19 protein-coding genes, 1 tRNA gene and 1 pseudogene are annotated in these 21,173 nt (G+C 67.3%); 8 read left to right on the top strand and 13 right to left on the bottom strand.

Going from position 1 to position 21,173, the window contains the following annotated elements; all coding sequences use genetic code 11:
* Positions 1 to 46: 46 nt before the first annotated feature.
* From kdpB to LG3211_RS14405, 10 genes are all read right to left on the bottom strand, one after another.
* On the bottom strand, positions 47 to 2,107 hold the full coding sequence (kdpB, locus tag LG3211_RS14450; RefSeq protein WP_425479912.1) for a potassium-transporting ATPase subunit KdpB: 2,061 nt from the start codon (positions 2,105 to 2,107) through the stop codon (positions 47 to 49).
* Between the two features lie 11 nt (positions 2,108 to 2,118).
* The gene (gene kdpA / locus LG3211_RS14445) at positions 2,119 to 3,861 is read right to left on the bottom strand and encodes a potassium-transporting ATPase subunit KdpA (RefSeq protein ID WP_057945498.1); all 1,743 of its coding nucleotides are present in this window, start codon (positions 3,859 to 3,861) and stop codon (positions 2,119 to 2,121) included.
* A gap of 136 nt (positions 3,862 to 3,997) precedes the next feature.
* On the bottom strand, positions 3,998 to 4,090 hold the full coding sequence (locus LG3211_RS14440; protein WP_057943452.1) for a potassium-transporting ATPase subunit F: 93 nt from the start codon (positions 4,088 to 4,090) through the stop codon (positions 3,998 to 4,000).
* Between the two features lie 14 nt (positions 4,091 to 4,104).
* Positions 4,105 to 4,851: a TorF family putative porin gene (locus tag LG3211_RS14435; protein WP_057943451.1), complete on the bottom strand. Its 747-nt coding sequence runs from the start codon at positions 4,849 to 4,851 to the stop codon at positions 4,105 to 4,107.
* 276 nt (positions 4,852 to 5,127) lie between these two features.
* Positions 5,128 to 5,985 carry an alpha/beta hydrolase family protein gene (locus LG3211_RS14430; RefSeq protein WP_237049764.1) on the bottom strand — a complete coding sequence of 286 codons (858 nt, stop codon included), beginning with the start codon at positions 5,983 to 5,985 and terminating at the stop codon, positions 5,128 to 5,130.
* Positions 5,978 to 6,799 carry a bifunctional hydroxymethylpyrimidine kinase/phosphomethylpyrimidine kinase gene (gene thiD / locus LG3211_RS14425; RefSeq protein ID WP_057943449.1) on the bottom strand — a complete coding sequence of 274 codons (822 nt, stop codon included), beginning with the start codon at positions 6,797 to 6,799 and terminating at the stop codon, positions 5,978 to 5,980. The genes LG3211_RS14430 and thiD overlap by 8 nt, the downstream gene beginning before the upstream one ends.
* 117 nt (positions 6,800 to 6,916) lie before the next feature.
* Positions 6,917 to 7,330 (bottom strand): hypothetical protein, encoded by a 414-nt coding sequence (locus LG3211_RS25755; protein WP_148648915.1) that lies wholly within the window; start codon positions 7,328 to 7,330, stop codon positions 6,917 to 6,919.
* Positions 7,331 to 7,967: 637 nt separating this feature from the next.
* The gene (locus tag LG3211_RS14415; RefSeq protein WP_057943447.1) at positions 7,968 to 9,365 is read right to left on the bottom strand and encodes a PhoH family protein; all 1,398 of its coding nucleotides are present in this window, start codon (positions 9,363 to 9,365) and stop codon (positions 7,968 to 7,970) included.
* Positions 9,366 to 9,542: 177 nt separating this feature from the next.
* The gene (locus tag LG3211_RS14410) at positions 9,543 to 10,028 is read right to left on the bottom strand and encodes a peroxiredoxin (protein ID WP_057943446.1); all 486 of its coding nucleotides are present in this window, start codon (positions 10,026 to 10,028) and stop codon (positions 9,543 to 9,545) included.
* 2 nt (positions 10,029 to 10,030) lie between these two features.
* Positions 10,031 to 10,666 carry a glycine cleavage system transcriptional repressor gene (locus LG3211_RS14405; RefSeq protein ID WP_083512546.1) on the bottom strand — a complete coding sequence of 212 codons (636 nt, stop codon included), beginning with the start codon at positions 10,664 to 10,666 and terminating at the stop codon, positions 10,031 to 10,033.
* Between the two features lie 197 nt (positions 10,667 to 10,863).
* Between LG3211_RS14405 and dapA the strand changes: the two genes are divergently transcribed.
* Positions 10,864 to 11,769 (top strand): 4-hydroxy-tetrahydrodipicolinate synthase, encoded by a 906-nt coding sequence (dapA, locus tag LG3211_RS14400; RefSeq protein WP_057943445.1) that lies wholly within the window; start codon positions 10,864 to 10,866, stop codon positions 11,767 to 11,769.
* A 19-nt stretch (positions 11,770 to 11,788) separates the two neighbouring features.
* Positions 11,789 to 12,316, top strand: coding sequence for a hypothetical protein (locus LG3211_RS14395; protein WP_057945497.1), 528 nt, complete (start codon positions 11,789 to 11,791; stop codon positions 12,314 to 12,316).
* A gap of 263 nt (positions 12,317 to 12,579) precedes the next feature.
* Here the strand turns inward: LG3211_RS14395 and LG3211_RS14390 are convergent, their stop codons facing one another.
* From LG3211_RS14390 to LG3211_RS14380, 3 genes are all read right to left on the bottom strand, one after another.
* Complete coding sequence (locus tag LG3211_RS14390) at positions 12,580 to 13,209, bottom strand: hypothetical protein (RefSeq protein ID WP_057943444.1); 630 nt, start codon at positions 13,207 to 13,209, stop codon at positions 12,580 to 12,582.
* Positions 13,210 to 14,083: 874 nt separating this feature from the next.
* A complete protein-coding gene (gene fdxA, locus LG3211_RS14385; protein WP_057943443.1) occupies positions 14,084 to 14,407 on the bottom strand; it encodes a ferredoxin FdxA in 324 nt (107 codons plus the stop codon).
* A gap of 317 nt (positions 14,408 to 14,724) precedes the next feature.
* Positions 14,725 to 14,800: transfer RNA gene (locus tag LG3211_RS14380), tRNA-Glu, on the bottom strand.
* A 178-nt stretch (positions 14,801 to 14,978) separates the two neighbouring features.
* Here LG3211_RS14380 and pcnB point away from each other — a divergent pair.
* From pcnB to pgi, 6 genes and pseudogenes are all read left to right on the top strand, one after another.
* Entirely contained in the window at positions 14,979 to 16,331 is a 1,353-nt protein-coding gene (gene pcnB / locus LG3211_RS14375; RefSeq protein ID WP_057943442.1) for a polynucleotide adenylyltransferase PcnB, read from the top strand.
* Between the two features lie 125 nt (positions 16,332 to 16,456).
* Complete coding sequence (gene folK, locus LG3211_RS14370) at positions 16,457 to 16,993, top strand: 2-amino-4-hydroxy-6-hydroxymethyldihydropteridine diphosphokinase (RefSeq protein WP_057943441.1); 537 nt, start codon at positions 16,457 to 16,459, stop codon at positions 16,991 to 16,993.
* 239 nt (positions 16,994 to 17,232) lie between these two features.
* Positions 17,233 to 18,072, top strand: a complete 840-nt coding sequence (gene panB / locus LG3211_RS14365) for a 3-methyl-2-oxobutanoate hydroxymethyltransferase (RefSeq protein ID WP_057943440.1) — start codon at positions 17,233 to 17,235, stop codon at positions 18,070 to 18,072.
* Positions 18,073 to 18,199: 127 nt separating this feature from the next.
* Positions 18,200 to 19,054 carry a pantoate--beta-alanine ligase gene (gene panC / locus LG3211_RS14360; protein WP_057943439.1) on the top strand — a complete coding sequence of 285 codons (855 nt, stop codon included), beginning with the start codon at positions 18,200 to 18,202 and terminating at the stop codon, positions 19,052 to 19,054.
* Between the two features lie 151 nt (positions 19,055 to 19,205).
* A complete protein-coding gene (gene panD, locus LG3211_RS14355; protein ID WP_057943438.1) occupies positions 19,206 to 19,586 on the top strand; it encodes an aspartate 1-decarboxylase in 381 nt (126 codons plus the stop codon).
* Positions 19,587 to 19,680: 94 nt separating this feature from the next.
* Positions 19,681 to 21,126 (top strand): annotated as a pseudogene (pgi, locus tag LG3211_RS14350) (glucose-6-phosphate isomerase); the annotation flags it as partial.
* Positions 21,127 to 21,173 lie beyond the last annotated feature (47 nt).

Genomic DNA, 21,173 nt, shown 5'->3' with positions numbered 1-21,173 from the left:
ACCCCTCTCCCGCAAGCGTGAGAGGGGCTCTGTAGGGCGCGGCGGTTCAGAAGATCGCAACCAGCGCCATGTCGATGAGCTTGATCGCCACGAACGGCAGCAGCACGCCGCCGACGCCGTAGACCAGCATGTTCCGGCGCAGCAGCGAGACCGCGGTGGCGGGCTTGAAGCGCACGCCGGCCAGGGCCAGCGGAATCAGCGCCGGGATGATGATCGCGTTGAAGATCAGCGCCGCCAGCACCGCATTGGTCGGGCTCGACAGATGCATGACGTTGAGCGCGGCCATCTGCGGAATCGCCGCGGCGAACAGAGCCGGCAGGATCGCGAAGTACTTCGACACGTCGTTGGCCAGCGAGAACGTGGTCAGCGCGCCGCGGGTGATCAGCTGCTGCTTGCCGACTTCCACCACCGCCAGCAGCTTGGCCGGATCGGAATCCAGATCGACCATGTTGCCGGCTTCCTTCGCCGCCTGCGTGCCCGAGTTCATCGCCAGTCCGACGTCGGCCTGGGCCAGCGCCGGCGCGTCGTTGGTGCCGTCGCCGACCATCGCGACCAGACGGCCGCCAGCCTGCTCGGCGCGGATGCGGGCGAGCTTGTCTTCCGGGCGCGCTTCGGCGATGTAATCGTCCACGCCGGCCTCGGCCGCGATCGCCGCCGCGGTCAGCGGGTTGTCGCCGGTGATCATGACCGTGCGCACGCCCATCGCCCGCAGACGCGCGAAGCGTTCCTTGACGCCGTGCTTGACCACGTCCGACAGCTCGATCACGCCGAGCACGTAGCGGCCTTCGGCCACGACCAGCGGCGTGGCGCCGCTGCGCGCGACCTGCTCGATGCGGGCGTTGAGTTCGGGAATGACCTCGCCGCCGAGCGAACGCACGTAGTTGCCGATCGCGTCCCCGGAGCCCTTGCGGATCGAGCGCGCGCCGCCCGGGTAATCCTCGGGCAGATCGACGCCGGACATGCGGGTCTGCGCGCTGAACTGAATGTAGTCGGCACGTTCGGGTTCGAGCGAATTGCTGTGCAGCTCGCGCGCCAGGCGCACGATCGACTTGCCTTCCGGGGTCGGGTCGGCCAGTGAGGACAGCAACGCGGCGTCGCGCAGTTGCGCGCGATCGACGCCGGCCAGCGGATGGAACGCGGTCGCCTGACGGTCGCCGAAAGTGATGGTGCCGGTCTTGTCGAGCAGCAGCACGTCGACGTCGCCGGCCACTTCCACCGCCTTGCCGGATTTCGCCAGCACGTTCGCCGACAGCGCGCGGTTCATGCCGGCGATGCCGATCGCCGGCAGCAGGCCGCCGATGGTGGTCGGGATCAGGCAGACCAGCAGCGCGATCAGCAGCAGCGGATCGAGCTTGGCGCCGACGAAGCCGGCGAAGAACGGCAAGGTCGCGACCACGATCAGGAAGGTCAGCGTCATCGCCGCCAGCAACATGGTCAGGGCGATTTCGTTCGGCGTCTTCTGCCGGTTGGCGCCTTCGACCAGGGCGATCATGCGATCGAGGAAGCTGTGCCCGGGCTCGGCGCTGACTTCGATCACGATCTCGTCCGACAGCACCTTGGTGCCGCCGATGACGCCGGAACGGTCGGTGCCGGCCTCGCGCAGCACCGGCGCGGATTCGCCGGTCACCGCCGATTCGTTGATCGTCGCCACGCCCTTGACGATTTCGCCGTCGGCCGGGATCAGCTCGTTGGCCGAGACGATCACCCGGTCGCCGGGCTTCAAGGTCGAAGCGGCGACGCGGGTTTCGTTCTTGCCGATGGTGTCGAGCTTGCGCGCGACCAGATCGCGCCGCGCCGCTCGCAATGACGCGGCCTGGCCGCGGCCGCGCGCTTCGGCGACGGCTTCGGCGAAGTTCGCGAACAGCACGGTGATCAGCAAGATCACGCTGACCGCGATGCCGAAGCCGGTGTTGCCCGGAACGAAGATCGTGATCAGCGCCGACAGCACCGTGCCGAGCAGCACGATCGCCATGATCGGGCTGCGCACGGCGTGACGCGGCGAGAGTTTGACGAAGGATTCCAGGATCGCCGCGCGCAGGCCGGCGGCGTCGAGGCCGGCGACCGCGGTGGTGCGGCGCTGCACTCCGAGATGGGTTTGTTCAGTCACGATGGCATACCTCAGAGAGCGGGGCTGCTGAGCGCCGGAACGGCGCCCGCATACAGCGTCAGGTGGTCGGCGATGGGGCCGAGGACCAGCGCCGGCATGAATTGCAGGACGGTCAGGATCACGATCACCGCGATCAAGGTCAGGGCGAAGGTCGGCGTTTCCGTGTGCAAGGTGCCGGCGCTTTCCGGCGCGACGCGTTTGCGCGCCAACAAGCCGGCGACGGCGAGCGGCACGATCAGGGCCGGGTAACGGCCCAGCGCGAGCACCGCGGCGCAGCTCAGGTTCCACCAATACGTGGCGTCGCCCAGGCCTTCGAAACCCGAACCGTTGTTGGCGAAGGCCGAGGTGTACTCATAGAACACTTGGCTGATGCCGTGGAAGCCCGGATTGGAATTGGCGGTGATCGACGGGATCGCCAGAGTGACCGCGCTGAAGCCGAGCACGACCAGCGGCTGCAACAGAATCAGCAGCGCCAGCAGACGCACCTCCGGCGCTTCGATCTTGCGACCGAACAACTCCGGCGTGCGCCCGGTCATCAGGCCGGCCAGGAACACCGACAACAACAGATACACCAGGAACTGCTGCAGACCGCAGCCGATGCCGCCCCAGATCGAGTTGATCAACATGTTGACCATGGCCATGCCGCCGGTCAGCGGCGCCAGCGAGTCGTGCATGGCGTTGACCGAGCCGTTGCTGCTCTGGGTGGTCAGCGCCGCCCACAAGGCCGAGCCGTCGGCGCCGAAGCGGGTTTCCTTGCCTTCCATCAGTGTCGCGTCGGCGGTGGTGGACGAATGCGCTTCCGACCAGACGGTAAGACCGGTGGAGACCACCGACATCATCAGCATGCTGCCGAACACCAGCGCGGTGAGTTTGCGCCGGCCGGTGAACGGGCCGATCATGAACGTCACCGCGACCGGAATCAGAATCAGCGCCAGAGTTTCCAGCAGATTGGCGAACGGGGTCGGATTCTCCAGCGGCACCGCGCTGTTCGGGCCGTACCAGCCGCCGCCGTTGGTGCCCAGTTGTTTCGCGGCGACCATGGAAGCGACAGGCCCCACAGGGATCTTCTGTTCTTTCAGCTCGGCGCTTTGGTCGAGCGGCGAAACCGTCACGGCGCCTTGCAACGTCGACGGAACGCCTTGCGAAGTCAGCAGCACCGCCCAGACCAGGCACAGCGGCAGCATGAAACGCAGGGTGGCGCGGGTGACATCCACCCAGTAGTTGCCCAGATCGCGCGTTTCGCCTTCGCGCGCGGCGGCGTTGGGCGCGCCCATTGCCTGACGCCCGCCGAACAGGCCGCGCAGGGTGGCGACCACGATCGCCAGACCCATCATCGGCGTGACCACCTGCAGCCCGACGATGCCGACCATCTGCGACAGATAGCTCAGCTGCGCCTGACCGGAGTAGTGCTGCTGGTTGGTGTTGGTGAGGAACGACACCATCGTGTGCAGCGCGGTGTCCCAGCGCATGTTGGGGATGTTGTCCGGGTTGAACGGCAGCCAGGCCTGGGTCATGAACAACACCCAGACCAGCACGGCCAGCACGAGATTGCTCAGCGCGAAGGCCAGCGCGTAACCGCGCCAGCTCATGCCGCGGCCGGGATCGACGCCGAGGGCGCGGTAGATCGTGCGCTCCAGCGGTCCGAACACCGCGTCCAGACGCGAGCGGTCGCCGCGCATGACCCGCGCCAGGTACAGGCCGAGCGGCCATCCCAGGCCGACGGCCAGCGCGAATACGAGAATGATTTCGATCATGGTGAAACACCGGGCGATGAAGGATCCGTCGCGACGCATCCGGCGTCTCTACGGACCGCGCCCGAGCGGTCGTTCCGTTCGGGCGCTGAGGAAAGGTGATGCGGATCGGTCCTGGTCCGCACTGCGGCTGCGCGGACTAGAAGTCTTCCGGACGCAGCACGACGTAGAACAAATACGCGGCGGCCACCAGGACCGAGACCGCGCACAACATGGAAAGCCAGCCAGGCATGGTCGTATCCCCTGTCAGAACGAGGCTTGCACGGCCGCTTCGATGCGCGAGCCGGCAAGGGAATCGCCGAAGATGCGTTCGGCGTTGTGATCGGTGGCGTGCGCGGTCAGGCGCAGTTCGAACGGCGCCTTGACCGCCCAGATCGCGCTGAGCTGGCCGTGGCTGTAGCTGCGGTCGTAGACGTCGTCGAGGAAATAGTGGCCGACCGCGGCTTCCAGGCGCAGCGCGTCGTTGACCGGGAAGCGGGCGCCGATCTGGGCATAGATGCCTTGATCCTTGCTGCCCAGCGCTTCGTTCGAATAGCCCAGCGACAGCCAGTAGTTGTCGCGGTAGGTCACGGTGCCGTTGAGCTCGGTCCAGTTGAGATCGCTGGTGGTCGAGGGATAGCGGTAGTGCAGGACGTTGATGTCCAGCGCCCAATCCTGGGCGATCTTGCCGGCCCAGCCGACGGTGAAGTCGAGCTCGCTGCTGGCGTGGGTTTCCGGCGCGAACTCGACGTTGGAGCCCCAGATCGAGCCGTAGAAACCGTTGGCCGCGGCGGCCTTGAAGCCGACCTGCACGGCCGGATCGCCTTGCGTCTGCGAACTGCCGCGCCAGACGTAGTCGCTGGTGAGCGCGGCCGAGCCGGTGAAGCTGGCGCTGGGCGTTTCGGCGGCATCCGCGCGCGTGCCGAGCGCGAGCAGGCCGAGGCCGGCGCAGACGGCGAGGAGCAACGGAGCGGCGGCCTCGCGGCGGCGGAACAGGTGATGCGACGACGACATGGGTGTATCCGTGAATAGGAACGAGGCCGGTCTTGGCCACGTCGTCATTCTCGGAACATGGGGCGTAAAGCCGCTATTTCGTGCAGGCCGTCACGCCGTAAATTCAGCGTAAAAAATCGCCGGTTGGGCGTAAATCGCCGCGGCGCGGCATCGTGGTTCCTGATGCGGCCGATGTTGAAGCGGTGCAAGCCGTGACCGTGGGGCGGGTAGTGGCATCGTTGCTGCGAGGCCGCCGTTCGCGCTGCTGCCTGCGCGTGGTTCGTGCCGGTTCGCCTATTAGCGCAGCAACGCCTTCGCCACCGCTTCGGGCTGTTTCAGCCACGAAAAATGATCGGCGCGCGTTCCCAGATCGCTCTCGCGCAAGACCACTGTCTCGGCGCGCGAGCGCGGCAGCTTCGACAGCAGGAAGTCGAGCGAGGCCCGCGGCACCAGCCAATCGCTGTCCATGATCGCCGCGCGTATCTCGACGTCGGCCTGGGCCATGCCGGCTTCCATGTCCGCCTCGATGCCGCGCGCGGCGTAGCGGCCGCTCAGTGCGGTCAACGCCCAGTCGCGAATCAGGCTGCGCGCCTCGTTGCCGCCGAAGCCGATGCGTTTGCCGGGCAGGGCGCCATTGACCTGCGCCAGCCACGGCAGGAAGCGGTAGATCATCGGCATCGCGATCCTCCGCGGCATCGGCCACGCGCGCCAGTACGGCGCGCCGCTGGCCGCCAGCCACAGCGAACGCGGCATCAGCGGATCGTTGCGCAAAGCCGCCAAACCCAACTGCATGCCGGCCATCTGCCCGCCGAGGCTGTGGCCGCCGATGATGCGCGGCACGCCGGGCAGTGCCGCCGCGACGGCGTCGTCGCTGAGCGGAATGTCTTCGAGCAACAGTTCGCGATAACCCCAGTCGCTGTCGCGGCCGGCGCGCAGGCTGCTGCTGCCGTTGCCGCGCCATTCGTGCACGAACACGGCGACGCCCTGAGCGGCCAGCGCATGCGCGAACGGCAGATAGTTGCGCGCGGCGACGCCGAGCGCGGGCAGCCACAGCAGGCTGGCGCTGGGTTGTTGCGGAATCGTGGAGATCAGCGACCAGCGATGGCCGTCGGCGCCGCTCAGAGGGGATTGACCGACCACGACAGATTCAAGCACGCGGCGCGGCTCCGAAGTGATCGAGCACCAATACCTCGCTGCGTCCCGGCCGATAGCCGAGGCGAAGCGCGTCGTGCACGTAGTCGGCGGCGGCGACGCTCGCTTCCTGCAGCGAGCGTCCCAGACACAGATTCGCCGCGACCGCCGAGGCGAGCGTGCAGCCGGTGCCGTGCGCGTCCACTTGCAGGCGCGGGTGGGCGATCTCGCGCACCGATCCGGGCTGCGCGAACAGATCGACGACATCGCCGTCGCCGGGCAGGTGTCCGCCCTTGAGCAGCACCGCGTGCGCGCCCAGTGCGAACAGCCCATCGATGGCGCGATGCATGGCGTCGCGATCGGCGATGGATGCGCCGAGCAGCAGTTCGGCCTCTGGCAGATTCGGCGTGATCACGCTGGCCAGCGGCAACAGGCGTGTGCGCAGCGCGTGGAGCGCGGAAGGTTCGAGCAGGCGCGCGCCGGAGGTGGCGACCATGACCGGATCGAGCACGGTGTACTGCGGCCGGTAGTGTTCGAGCGCATCGGCGACGGCGACGATGACCTCGGCGGTGGCGAGCATGCCGAGTTTGACCGCGCGGACGTCGAAGTCGTCGAAGCCGGCGTCGATCTGCGCGCGCAGGAACCCGGTATCGGGCACGTGCACGGCGCTGACCCCGCGGGTGTGCTGCGCGGTCAGCGCGGCGATGGCGCTCAGTCCGTGCACGCGGTGCGCGGCGAAGGTCTTGAGATCGGCCTGGATACCGGCGCCGCCGCCGGAGTCGGAACCGGCGATGGTCAGGGCGCTGGGGGGGCGGGGGGAGGAGTGTGGGGCGGTCATGGGGTTAGCGTACCCAAATCGTTTGGGGTGTGGGGATGGGGTGAGAGGTGGTGTGTGCGATGGGGCGAGCGGCAGTTTGCGAAGTTTTCGCGATTGACTGCAGGTTCGTTCCTCGCCTTAGCCCTTGGCCTTGCGCTTGCTGTTGCTGTTGCCAAGATTTTTCTTCAGCTTCAGCTTCAGCTTCAGCTTCAGCTTCGGCTTCGGCTTCGACTTTGCTTTGGTCTGGCTTTGTTTTTGCCGTTGCCGGGCGCCGCTTGTAACTCGCGAGACCAGGGACACCCGGAGGGCGGCGCACATGGACGTGCGCCGGGTGCCACCTTGGGCAGGATGCCCAATGTGGCACCTGCCTGCGCAGGCACCGCACTCGTGGCTTTTGACTCGAAACAGCCCAAAGCCTTTTCTTTGGTTACTTTCTTTGTGGCTTTGGACAAAGAAAGTGACCCGCCGCTCCATGGCGGAAGCTTTAGGCGTTTGATCTCGCTCTTGCTCTTGCTCTTGCTCTTGTTTGAGGCTTTTGCTTTTGCTCGTCATTCCCGCGAACGCGGGAATCCAGTGCCTTTCGTGCGAGAACGCTTGAAGTCTCTGGATTCCCGCTTTCGCGGGAATGACGGTAGGAGGAGTGCGCAGGACTGGTTGTTTCGATCAGGGGCTTCAGGTTCGTTAAGAAGCCTTAGAAGCCCTAGAAGCCTTAGAAGCCTTAGAAGCCTTAGAAGCCTCAAGCAAGATCAAACGCTAAACGCTTCCGCCATAAAGCGGCGGGTCACTTTCTTTGTCCAAAGCCACAAAGTCCCACGGGATTTCCTTCGGTCAAAAGTAACCAAAGAAAAGGCTTTGGGCTGTTTCGAGTCAAAAGCCACGAGTGCGATGCCTGCGCAGGCAGGTGCCACATTGGGCATCCTGCCCAAGGTGGCACCCGGCGCACGTCCATGTGCGCCGCCCTCCGGGTGTCCCTGGTCTCGCGAGTTACTAGCGGCGCCCAGCAACGGCAAAAGTAAAGCCGAAGCAAAATCTCGGCAACGGCAACGGCAACGGCAACGGCAACGGCAACAACTACGACAGCGGCCGCAGCTGCAACTACCGCAACCAACCTCGCCGATCGCATGCCCCACAAAACCAAACGCCGCGCGATTCGCATCGCGCGGCGTAGGTCAAGCCGATCCGATGAAACTCAGAGCACTTCGGAAGCGTAATCCGCCAACCGCGAGCGCTCGCCGCGCCGCAAGGTCACGTGCGCGCTGTGCGCCCAGCCCTTGAAGCGATCCACCGCATAGGTCAGGCCCGAAGTCGTCTCGGTCAGATACGGCGTATCGATCTGCTCCACGTTGCCCAGGCACACGATCTTCGTGCCGGGACCGGCGCGGGTGATCAAGGTCTTCATCTGCTTCGGCGTCAGGTTCTGCGCCTCGTCCAGAATCAGCCAGCGGCTCAGGAACGTGCGCCCGCGCATGAAGTTCATCGAGCGGATCTTGATGCGTGAAGCCAGCAGGTCGTTGGTCGCCGCGCGGCCCCAGGCGCCGCCGTCCTGGTTGTGGGTCAGCACTTCCAGGTTGTCGGTCAACGCGCCCATCCACGGCGTCATCTTCTCTTCCTCCGTACCCGGCAGGAAGCCGATGTCCTCGCCGACGCTGACCGTCGCGCGGGTCATGATGATCTCGCGATACCGCTGCTGATCCATCGTCTGCGCCAGGCCCGCGGCGAGCGCGAGCAAGGTCTTTCCGGTGCCGGCGGTGCCGAGCAGGGTGACGAAGTCGATCTCCGGGTCCATCAACGCGTTGAGGGCGAAGTTCTGCTCGCGGTTGCGCGCGATGATGCCCCACACGGCGTGCTGGTTATGGCGGAAATCGTCCACGATCTGCAGGGTCACGCGCTCTTCGCCGACCTTGGTGACCTTGAGCTCGGACTCGTCGTCGCCGGGCAGGAACAGGAACTGATTCGGATACCAGTCGTCGTCCTGCGCGCGGTTGATTTCGTAGTAGGTGCGGCCCTTCTCGGTCCAGGACTTGAGGTCCTTGCTGTGGATCTGCCAGAAATCGTCCGACAGCGCGGTCGCGCCGGTGTACAGCAGGCTGAAATCGTCGAGCGCGCGATCGTTTTCGTAGTCTTCCGACACGATCCCGGCGATCGAGGCCTTGATGCGCAGGTTGATGTCCTTGGACACGAACACCACCGGCACGCCGGGTTCCTGCTCCTGCAACGCCAGGATCGCGCCGAGGATCTGGTTGTCCGGAATCACCGCGCTGAAACGCTTGCCCGCGTCGAACGAGCCGGTCTGGAAGCGCAGCTTGCCGATGCTTTGCGCGCCGCGCAGCTGCAGGCCCTGCGGCCGGTTGAGGGTGAGGCCGGTGCTGATCTTGTCGGTGCCCTCGATTTCGATCAGCTCGTTGAGGAAACGGCTGACCTGCCGCGCGTTGCGGCTGGCCTCGGAGGTGCCTTTCTTGCCGTTGTCGAGTTCCTCGATCACCTGCATCGGCAGGTAGACATCGTGTTCCTGGAATTTGAACAGCGCGGTGGGATCGTGCATCAGCACGTTGGTATCCAGCACATAGATGCGCTTGCTTCTTGTCATCGACAGCTCCGCTGGAGATAGGCGTCGGGCGACGCCGGGGGAAAAGTGCTGCGTACCGCTAGGGCGCGGATGGCTGCTGCGATCGCGCACGGCAGCGCCGCCGTGGCCCGCGGGGCGGGACGGCGTGCGATCGTGGGAATCAGGGGGCTCACTGAGTGGTGGCTTCCTGCGGCGCGTTTATTGGCCAGAATGGGTTTTGAGCGAATCGAGGACGGCCTGGGCATGCCCGGCGACTTTCACCGGACGCCATGACTGCACGATGACGCCCTTCGGGTCGATCAGGAAAGTGCTGCGTTCGATGCCCATGTATTTGCGGCCGTACAGGCTCTTTTCCTTGATCACGCCGAAGGCGTTGCACAAGGTTTCGTCCTTGTCGCTGATCAGGTCGAACTTGAAGCCCTGCTTGGCGCAGAAATTCTGGTGCGACTTGATCGAATCGCGGGACACGCCCAGCACCGTGGCGCCGAGCTTCTTGAACTTGGGCAGCAGAGCATTGAAGTCCAGGCCCTCGGTAGTGCAGCCGGGCGTGCTGTCCTTGGGATAGAAGTACAGCACCAGCCAGCCGCCGGCGTAGTCCTTCATCTTGACGGTGTCCCCGCTGGACAGGGCCAGTTCGAGAGCTGGAGCTTTGCCGCCGTAGGCGCGATCGCCGGTATCGAGCATAGTCAGAACTTCATCGGGTCCATGATGGCGTCCAGGTTCAGATGGTCGCAGAACTCCAGGAAATCGTCGCGCAGGGCGGCGATGTGCATGCTCGAGGGTACGCCGATCGTGATCTGGGCGGAGAACATATCCGCGCCGGTCTGCATCGCGCGGTAGCGCGAGCAGTGCAGGCTTTCGATGGTGATGCCCTGGCGGTCGAAGAAATCCGCCAGCTGGAACAAGATGCCGGGCTTATCCGCGGCCACGACTTCGACGATGTAGGGCAGCAGACTGGACTGCACCTGCTTGGCGCCGGTGCGGTACCAGACCAGCTTGAGGCCTTCCTCGCGCTCCAGGCGCGTGAGCATGGCTTCCAGCTTGGCGACCGCGTCCCAGGAGCCCACCGCCAGCGCGGTGACCGAGACGTCGCGGCCGACCGTGGACAGGCGCGCATCGACCAGATTGCAGCCCGAATCGGCGATCCGGCGGGTCACCGACAATAGCGGCGACTCCGGATGCGTCGTATAGGCGTTGATCAGGAGGTGGTTTTCGTTCGGCGACGGCCGGGAAGCGGAATCGGTCAAGGCGGCGCCTGCAAGGGAGCGTAAGGCTCGGAAATGAACGGCGGCCCGGGCCCGGGCCGCGCTGTGAAGCAGCATACTTGCCCGCGCTTTCGCGCCGCAAGTAACATCGGCGGGTGTATGGCGGCGCGCCGGCACGGTTTCGTGTCCAGGCGCCCGCTTTCGCCGCAACCCAGGTCCGTCCTGCGTTTGCGTCCATAGTGCGTTTCAGGTTTTCGGCCCCCGTCCGCTCCGCCCATGCGCGGAAGCGGCCTTTCACTCAGATAGGTCCTCACTTGCGACTTTCCGGCAGCATCACCGCGCTGGCGACGCCGTTCACCGCGTCGGGCGAAATCGACCTGGACGCCTGGCACAGGCTGCTGGCGCTGCAGTTGCAAGGCGGCACCCAGGCGGTCGTGGTCGCGGGCTCCACCGGCGAAGCGGCCGCGCTGTTCGACGCCGAATACGATCTGCTGCTGCGCAGCGCGGTTGAATTCGTCGCCGGGCGGATTCCGGTGCTGGCCGGCACCGGTCTGTCCAATACCGCCAAAACCATCGAACTCACCCGCCACGTGGCCGCCCTGGGCGCCGACGCGGCGTTGGTGGTGACCCCGCCTTACGTGCGTCCGACCCAAGCCGGATTGCTCGCGCATTACCGCGCCATCGCCGACGACGACGCGCTGCCGATCGTGCTGTACAACGTGCCCGGCCGCACCGGCGGCGATCTGCTGCCGGAAACGGTGGGCGCGCTCGCCGGCCACCGGCGCATCGTGGGCATCAAGGAGGCGGTCGCCGATCCGCAGCGCATGAGCGATCTGCTCGCGTTCAAGTCGGACGACTTCGCCGTGCTCAGCGGCGACGATCCGACCGCGTGCCGGGCCATCCTGGCCGGCGCTGACGGCATCATTTCGGTGGGCTCCAACGTGCTGCCGGCGGCGTTCCGCCGTCTGGCCGACCTGGCCCGCGGCGGCCGTCGCGGCGAAGCCGAGGGCTGGGACGCGCGTCTGCGCCCGGTCTACGATTTTCTCGCCCTGGAACCCAATCCGATTCCGGTCAAGGCGCTGCTGGCGGCGCAAGGCATCGGCCACGGCCTGCGTTTGCCGCTGCAGCCGCTGTCGGCCATCCATCACGAAGCCGCGCGGCAGTCCGCCGCGCTGGTCGTTGAACTCGAACACCTCTGCCGCGACACGCTCGCGGCCTGAACCCCTGCAGGAGATGCTCATGCGTTCCAATGTTTCTCTGTCCCGTGCGGTCGTCGCCGGTGTTTTGCTGGCCGTAATCGCCACGTCGGGCTGCAGCTGGTTCCGCAAGGGCAACAAGCTCTATGCGGAGGCGCCGGAAAACCGTCCGCTGGAAGTGCCGCCGGACCTGGACCAGCCGCGCACCGACGGCGCCATGGCGATGCCTGCCGCCGGTTCGGCCACCGCCTCCGGCCAGGCCGCCGCGCGCCCGACCCAAGCCGCTCCGGCCTCGTCCGCGAACGGTTTCACCGTCAGCGGCAACCGCGACGACACCTTCACCAAGGTCGGCGATGCGCTGGCCAAGGTCGAAGGCCTGACCGTCTCCAGCCGCGCGCAGCTGCTCGGCGCGTTCGACGTCAGCTACGAAGGCAGCAACTTCCTGGTTCGCGTCAGCACGGTGGAAGCCGGCTCCGCAGTCTCGGCGGTCGATCCGCGCGGCCTGCCGGCCACCGGCCCGGCGCCGGCCAAGCTGATCGCCAGCCTCAAGAGCGCGCTCGGCGGGCGTTGATCGACGCTTCGGCGGGTCGCCGGCTCAGGCCGGCGGCGCCCCGGATCGCGAAAACGGGCGCCGCTGGCGCCCGTTTTCGTTGCGGGTGTGGAATTGAGGCGGGGCGGCGGCGGTTGCGCCGGTGTTCGCGCCCTGATTGGCGCCGTTTTTTGTAGAGGCGTATCGCCAAACGGTCCCGCGTGGTGTGCGAAAGCAGCTTGTCGGCAGTGGCGTCCGATGCCTGGACGGCAGGGCCTTGGCGCCGTCCGGCGAACCCGCTCGGCTCAGTTCGACGCCAGCCGCGACAGCCCTTCGTTCAACATCAGCCGAGTCGCCGCGGCGCGCTGCGGCAGCGGCAGGTCCTTGAGCGCATCGAGCAGCCAGCCGAACGAACGGCAGCGCGCCTGGCGCCCGGCCGCGTCGCTGCCGTCGGCGTTCAGGCCGGCGGCGAAGCCGTCGTGCAGGAGCATGGCCTGAGTGCCGGCGGATTTCAGCGTCTGTTTCGCCACCGCCGGATCGTAGGCCTGGCGCGGATTCTGCAATCCGGTCGCGGCGATATTGATCAGCGCTTCGCTGAAACGCTGGCGGCTTTGCGGCGCCAGGCTTTGCGCGGCGGCCATCAGCGCCTGCCCGCTGCGATCGGCCTGCGGGTCGAACAGGCCGCACAGCGTGCTGGCGTCGCGCGGTGTGCGCGAGGCCTGGTGCAGGGCCTGGAACAATTCGTCGATGCGCCCGTCGGGCGCGCGCATCACCGTGTCGTTGGCGCTGGCCACGATCGCGGCCGGGTCCAGTTGCGACAGATCCAACTGCGACAGATCCAGTTGCGACAGATCGAAACCGCGATGCTGGGCGCCGGTCACGGCCGGGGTCAGGCACAGCGTCAGCAGCAGGCCGAAGGGCAGGAGCTTGGACATGGGGCGGCGACCGGAAAGGGCTCGCGGCCGAGTCTAGGTGCCTGCGGATGAACCTTTCCGCGCCACGCGCGAACGCCCGGACGCGGGACAGCGGAACTTTCGCCGAGACGGCCGCGCAGGCAAAGCCCGGCCGCCGATCCGGCGCCGCGCGGTCAGCGCGGCGCGCGTGTGTCGCTGGCGACTTGTTCCTTCTCGACCTCGAATAACCGTACACCGCGCTGCCGTCGGGCGGGCGGTCGTAGCCCATCGCCACGGCCACGCGGTCCGGGCTGAGCAGGCCATCTTCCACGCGCCCGCGCCGTCGAAACCGGCCGCGCCGATCTTCTGGAATTCGCGCTTGCCGCCGAGCTTGTCCTGGATGCGATTGCCGCTGGAGCTGTCCAGCACCGCCCACTGCGGCTGGTCCAGTATCGGCAATACCAGCAGGCGAGCGATCGCGCCGCCGCGGCGCAGGTTCGCGCTGAGCTGACCGAGGCGTATGCGCGGGTCGGCATCACCTCGTGCGCGGGCACGCCATGCGTACAACTGGACAAGGACGCGCCGCGCTGGGGTGGCAAGGGCGGCTACGTGCTGATCCAGCGGTATCCGAACGAGAAGCCGCGTTGAGTGTGGCGCAGCCAAGCATTTAAGCGCGTGCAAGCCGGTTTTTGCCCGTCATTCCCGCGTTCGCGGGCTCTGCTTTACTTCGGCGTAGCCGAACATCCGGAAACTTCAAGCGTTCTCGCACGAAAGGCACTGGATTCCCGCGTTCGCGGGAATGACGGTCTGGAGAGAGGGTGCTGAAGTCCCTGGAGGTTCGGCTCCGCCGAAGTAAAGCGAAGCCCGCGTTCGTGGGAATGACGAACTTGGTTTCCAGCGGCTTCGAGCAAGCGCCTCAGCGCTCGATCAGATCGATCTTGCCCGGCTTGCCTTCCCATTCCTTGGCGTCGGCCAGGGCGTCCTTGCGGGCGGTGATCACCGGCCAGGCCTTGGCCAGTTCGGCATTGAGCGCGACGAACGGCTCCTGGCCGGCGGGCACGTCGTCTTCCGGGTAGATCGCGTTGATCGGACACTCGGGCTCGCACAAGGTGCAGTCGATGCACTCGTCCGGATCGATCACGAGAAAGTTCGGGCCTTCATGGAAACAGTCCACCGGGCACACCTCGACGCAATCGGTGTACTTGCACTTGACGCAGTTCTCGGTGACGACGAAAGGCATGGCTGGGTCCTGGAATGTGGTCCGGTACAAGCAGGCCGGGCGGTCGATAGTGTAGCCACTCGCATCGCGCTCGCCCACGACGCCATCGGGCCGATTGCGAAGCTGCGAAGCGGGTAACGATGAAAATGGAACTGTTCGGACAGGTTGCTCCGGGCGCCCGCGCGAAAACCGCCGGAGCGGGGTTTTCGCGCGAATCGGCCCGCGCCGGTGCCGCCCGCGCCGCGCAGTCCGCGCGCGCGGCGGTCCGGTCGCCGGCTGTTCACGCAAAGAAAAAGCCCGCGTCTGAGCGGGCTTTTTCAGCGACATGATCGCGTGTTTGGCGCTCCCTACGGGATTCGAACCCGTGTTTTAGCCTTGAGAGGGCCACGTCCTAGGCCTCTAGACGAAGGGAGCAGGTTGTACTTCCCGCCGGGCGCGAACCGGGTCTGCGAGACCTGCAGACCGATGGAAGGCGGCTTGGGCGGACCGCATGGACTCTCAATCCTATGCGGCCTGCTAGTATATGCGCCGCCGTAGCCTCGGGCAACGGTTGGACCCACGAAACTTCTAGAAGGCGGCGCGCCCGCGCTCGATGCAAGCCGACAATTCCTCACTTATTCCTCAGACCTCCTTGCGGGTGATTCCGCGCGATCAGCACAACGTATCGCGCAAGGAGATCAGTCCCAACGCGCTGCGCGTGCTGTACCGGCTGCGCGACAGCGGCTTCGGCGCCTATCTGGTCGGGGGCGCGGTCCGCGACATCCTGGTCGGCGGCCATCCGAAGGATTTCGACGTCGCCACCGACGCCACGCCCGAACAGGTGAAGGGGCTGTTCCGCAACTGCCGACTGATCGGCCGCCGCTTCCGCCTGGCGCACGTGGTCTACGGCCGCGAGATCATCGAGGTCGCCACCTTCCGCGCCAACAGCGACGACGGCAGCGGCGATCGCGAGACCGACACCGGTGGCCGGCTGGTGCGCGACAACGTCTACGGCAGCATCGAGGACGACGCGGTGCGCCGCGACTTCACCGCCAACGCGCTGTACTACGCGGTCGAGGACTTCTCGGTGCGCGACTACACCGGCGGCTTCGAGGACGTGCAGAACCGTCTGATGCGCCTGATCGGCGATCCGGAAACGCGTTATCGCGAAGACCCGGTGCGCATGCTTCGCGCGGTGCGCCTGGCGGCCAAGCTGGGCTTCGAGATCGAAGCGGCGACCGCCGCGCCGATCCCGCACCTGGCGCCGTTGCTGGCCGATGCCGCGCCGGCGCGCCTGTTCGAAGAATGCCTGAAGCTGTTCCTGTCCGGCCACGCCGTGGAAAGCTTCCTCGGCCTGGAGCGGTACGGCCTGTTGTCGGCGCTGCTGCCGGAAAGCGCCGCGGCGCTCAAGTCCAATCGCAGCGGCGCGTTGCGGCGCATGGTGCTGGAAGGGCTCAAGGGCACCGATGCGCGCGTGGCCGCGGACGAGCCGGTATCGCCGGCGTTCCTGTTCGCCCTGCTGCTGTGGCCGGCGTACTGCCGCGACCTGATGGGCCTGCAGGCGCAGGGCGTGCACACCGCCGAAGCGCAGCGCCGCGCCGCCGACCGGGTCACCCTGCATCAGCTTTCGACCATCGCCCTGCCGCGGCGTTTCTCGCTGCCGATGCAGGAAATCTGGCTGCTGCAGTCGCGTTTCCAGCAACGCCAGCGCAAGCGCGTGTTCCGCCTGCTGTCGCATCCGCGCTTCCGCGCCGCGTTCGACTTCCTGGTCCTGCGCATGGCCGCCTCGGACGAACACACAAGCGATGTCGAGTTTTGGCGCGAGGCGCAGGCGCATCCGAACGAGCTGCTCGCTCAGCAGGAAGCGCAGTCGCAGGCCTCGGCCGGCGAAGAGGGCGAGGAAGGCGACGGCCACGCGCCGCGCAAGCGTCGCCGCCGCCGTCGCGGAGCGCCGGTCGCGGAGTAACGCGGCCGCGCGGTTCGGCCGCGGTTTCCAGGCTCATCCGGGCGATTGCATCGGGCGCAGGCGGCGAATCCGCCTGAGGCCCGCGCCGTCGCCTTCACCCGTCTTTCCCTTCCTGCGCCAAACGCATGCCGGCTCTCTCCAGCGATCCCGCGACCGTCGCCTTCGTCGGTCTGGGCAGCAATCTCGGCGACAGCGCCGCGGTCCTGCGCGCGGCCTTGCGCGCGCTCGACGCGCTGCCGCGCACGCGCCTGTCGCGGGCGTCGAAGCTGTATCGCACGCCGGCCTGGGGCCAGACCGATCAACCCGATTTCCTCAACGCCGTGGCGATGCTCGACACCGCGCTGACGGCGCGCGAGCTGCTGGCGGCGATGCTGGAGATCGAGCGCGACGCGGGGCGTTCGCGCCGCGCCGACGGCAGCGACCGCTGGGGCCCGCGCACGCTGGACCTGGACTTGCTGCTGTACGCCGAGGCGGTCATCGCCGAGCCGGGCCTGCACGTGCCGCATCCGCATCTGCACGAGCGCGCGTTCGCGCTGGTGCCGCTGGTGGAGATCGCGCCGGACGCGCGGATTCCGGGCATCGGTTTGGCGCGCCAGGCCCTGGCCGGGATCGACGCCGGCCAGATTCAGGCGATCGGTTCGGACGATCGTTTCGAGCGATAAAGGTTCGCCAGACCTCGCGGCGGCGGCGATCGACCGGTGGCCTGCGGCCCGGCCGGGCACAGCGGCCGGGCAAGCTTCGCAATAAGCCGCGCGGGATCGCGCACGGCGCGGCGAGCGGATCGCGACGCAATCCCCGGTTGGTCCGACAGTGTTGCGCCGGTGAGGGCCGCGCGCCGTCGTCGACCTGCTAAGTTATGGAGCTCTCCCCACGACGTCCGTCGCCACCGGACGAATCGCCCATGTACACCTCGGCTCCGACCGACGCCAACGCTTCCGAAAAACGCAAAGCCTGGACCGTGCCCATGCTCGCCGACGCCAAGCGCGACGGCCGCAAGCTGGTCATGTTGACCGCCTACGACGCCGGCTTCGCCCGCACCATGGATGCCGCCGGTACCGACCTGGTGCTGGTCGGCGACTCGCTGGGCATGGTCGTGCAGGGCCACAACAGCACCTTGCCGGTGACCACGGCCGATATCGCCTACCACACCGCCTGCGTCGCCCGCGGCCTGTCCAAGGCGCTGTTGATCGCCGACCTGCCGTTCCAGTCCGACGCCACGCCCGAGCGCGCGCTGGTCGCCTCCACCGCCTTGCTGCAGGCCGGCGCGGCGATGGTCAAGCTGGAAGGCGCCGGGCACAAGCTGGAGGTGATCCGCTTCCTGGTCGAGCGCGAGATTCCGGTCTGCGCGCATCTGGGCCTGACTCCGCAGTCGGTGCTGCGCCTGGGCGGCTACAAGCTGCAGGGCCGCGACGACGCCACCGCGACCAAACTGCGCAGCGACGCGCGCGCGGTGGCCGAGGCCGGCGCCGCGATGATGGTGCTGGAATGCATGCCGACCGGCTTGGCCGCGGCGATCACCGCCGACCTGGCCATTCCGACTATCGGCATCGGCGCCGGCCCGCATTGCGACGGCCAGGTGCTGGTGCTGCACGATCTGCTCGGCGTCAATTCGGGCCATCGCCGGCCCAAGTTCGTGAAGGACTTCCTCGCCGAGGCCGGCTCGGTCGAAGGCGCGTTCCGCGCCTACGCCGACGCGGTGCGCAGCGGCACCTTCCCCGACGCCTCGCACTCCTACGACTGACGCTCGCGGCCGGGCGCTGGAAATCCGCCGCGCCCGACCCGATATCCGAGTTTGTTCAAGCGTCATCCGGCCGGGACCGGCCGGATTTCGTCGCGCATGGAGTGCGCTGCCCAATCACGAGTACCGCATGCTGACCGTCGATCAACTGGACGCCCTGCGCTCCACCCTCGCAAGCTGGCGCCAGGCCGGCCAACGCATCGCCTTCGTGCCGACGATGGGCAATCTGCACGCCGGCCATCATTCGCTGATCCGGCTCGCGCGCGAACACGCCGACCGGGTGGTGGCGAGCGTGTTCGTCAATCCGACCCAGTTCGGCCCGAATGAGGATTTCAGCCGCTATCCGCGCACGCCGCAGGCCGATGCCGAAGGGCTGGGCGCGGCCGGCTGCGATCTGCTGTGGCTGCCTTCGGTCGAGACCATGTACCCGTTCGGCGCGCAGAACACCGTGCAGGTGAGCGTGCCGGGCGTTACCGAAACCCTGGAGGGCGCGCACCGTCCCGGCCATTTCGACGGCGTGGCGACGGTGGTCGCGCGCTTGTTCAATCAGGTCGGCCCGGATCTGGCCGTGTTCGGTCGCAAGGATTTCCAGCAGCTGGCGGTGATCCGCTACCTGGTGCGCGACCTGGCCTTCGCGCTGGACATCGTCGCCGCGCCGACCCTGCGCGAAGCCGACGGGCTGGCGATGAGCTCGCGCAATCAATACCTGTCGGCGGAAGAACGCCCGCGGGCGGCGGAGATCCACCGCGTCCTGCAGTCGATGCGCGAGGCCGTTCAGGCCGGGCGCGAGCGCGAGGCGGTCGAGGCCGAGGCCGGCGAACGTCTGGCCGCGGCCGGCTTCGCCGTCGATTACGCGGCCATCCGCCGCCCCGACCTGACCATTCCTGAATCCGCCCCGGGGCAGGGCGACGGCGCCCGTGTGGCCCTGATCGCTGCCCGCCTGGGCCGCACCCGCCTGATCGACAACCTGGAATTCACCGCCTGAACGCACGCGCGGAGCCGCCGGAGCGCAGGCGCAGCCGACAGGAAAGCTGCGTTCCGCCCAACCCGGCCCCCGCCCATGTTGCAGCGCGCCATGCGCTGCTAGACTTCAGGCCCTTCGCGCCCGCGCGCCTGCGGACCCACGAGTAACGACCATGCAACTGAACCTGCTCAAGGCCAAGATCCACCGCGCCACCGTCACCCACGCCGAGCTGCATTACGAAGGCTCCTGCGCGATCGACGGCCGTCTGCTCGATATCTCGGGCATCCGCGAGTACGAGATGGTCCACATCTACAACATCAACAGCGGCCACCGCTTCTCCACCTACGCCATCCGCGGCGAAGAGGGCAGCGGGGTGATCTCGGTCAACGGCGCAGCGGCCCACAAGGCCCAGCCCGGCGATCTGGTCATCATCTGCGCGTACGGTATCTGCGAGGAAGCCGAGGCGGCGAAATACAAGCCGACCCTGGTCTACGTGGACCGGCACAATCAGCTGACACACACCAACCACTCGATGCCGGCTCAAGCCGCCTGATCGACCCACTTCAAGAGCCTCTCGCACGATGAGCGATGACGTCCGACTTCACGAGCTGCGCGCCGAGGTCGGGCGCGTCGCCGTCACTCCATTGCCCCGGTTGATCGCGCAAGACCCGGCCCGCGCCGCGGATTTCGCCCTGCAAGTCGGCCCGCTCTACGCCAGCTTCGCGCGCCAGCATTACGACCGCGAAGCCCTGGCGTGGCTGCAGAAGGCCGCCGCGGCCGCCGGCAGCGTCCAGCGCCTGCATGCGCTATTCGACGGCGAGATCGTCAATCTCACCGAAGGCCGCCCGGCACTGCATACCGCGCTGCGCGGCGATTTGTCGTCTTCGGAAACCGCCCGCGCCGCGCACCAGCAGGCGCTGGCCGCGCGCAAGCAGATGCGCGCGGTGGTCGATCGACTCGCCGCGAGCGAAGTCACCGACATCGTCAGCGTCGGCATCGGCGGCTCCGACCTCGGCCCGCGTCTGGCCGTGGACGCGCTGACCGGCGCCACGCCCGGCCGCTTCCGCGTGCATTTCCTGTCCAACGTCGATGGCCACGCCGCCCAGCGCACGCTGGCGGGGCTCGATCCCAAGCGCACCGCGGCGCTGCTGATCTCGAAAACCTTCGGCACGCAGGAGACGCTGCTCAACGGCGGCATCCTGCGCGACTGGCTCGGCGACGATTCGCGTCTGTACGCGATCAGCGCCAACCTCGAGCGCGCCGCCAGCGCCTTCAATATTCCGTCCGAGCGCATCTTGCCGATGTGGGACTGGGTCGGCGGCCGTTACTCGCTGTGGTCGGCGGTGGGCTTGCCGATCGCATTGGCGATCGGCATGGACAAGTTCGAAGAATTCCTCGACGGCGCCGCGCTGATGGACGCGCACGCGCTGGAAACGCCGCTGGAGCGCAATCTCGCCGCCTGGCACGCCCTGACCGCGATCTGGAACCGCAACGGCCTGGGTTATGCGACGCAAGCCGTGCTGGCTTACGACGATCGCCTCAAGCTGCTGTCGAACTATCTGCAGCAATTGGTGATGGAAAGCCTGGGCAAGTCCACGCGCCTGGACGGCTCGCCGGTCGGCGGCGACACCGTGCCGGTGTGGTGGGGCGGGGTCGGCACCGACACCCAGCACAGCTTCTTCCAGGCGTTGCATCAAGGCACTTCGATCGTCCCGGCCGACTTCATCGGCGTGATCCGTTCCGATGCGCCGTATCCGCAGAACCATCGTGCGCTGCACGCCAATCTGCTGGCGCAGACGGAAGCCTTCGCCAACGGCCAGAGCAGCGACGATCCGCATCGCGCCTATGCCGGCGGACGGCCGAGCACGACGATCCTGCTGGACGCGCTGACCCCGCAATCGCTTGGCGCGCTGCTGGCGATGTACGAGCACAGCGTGTATCTGCAGTCGGTGTTCTGGGGCATCAACGCCTTCGACCAGTTCGGCGTCGAGCTCGGCAAGCAGGTCGCCAGCCGCCTGCTGCCGGCGCTGGCCGGCGAGGCCGAAGCCGACGATCCGGTGACGCGCGAGTTGCTGCGCAAGCTGCGCGGCTGAGCCGGCGCGGGGGTTTTCGCATGAATCGAACGGCGCCGCGGCGCCGT

The organism is Lysobacter gummosus, from assembly GCF_001442805.1.
Taxonomy (GTDB): Bacteria; Pseudomonadota; Gammaproteobacteria; order Xanthomonadales; family Xanthomonadaceae; genus Lysobacter; species Lysobacter gummosus.
This window is presented reverse-complemented; position numbering and strand designations above follow the sequence as displayed.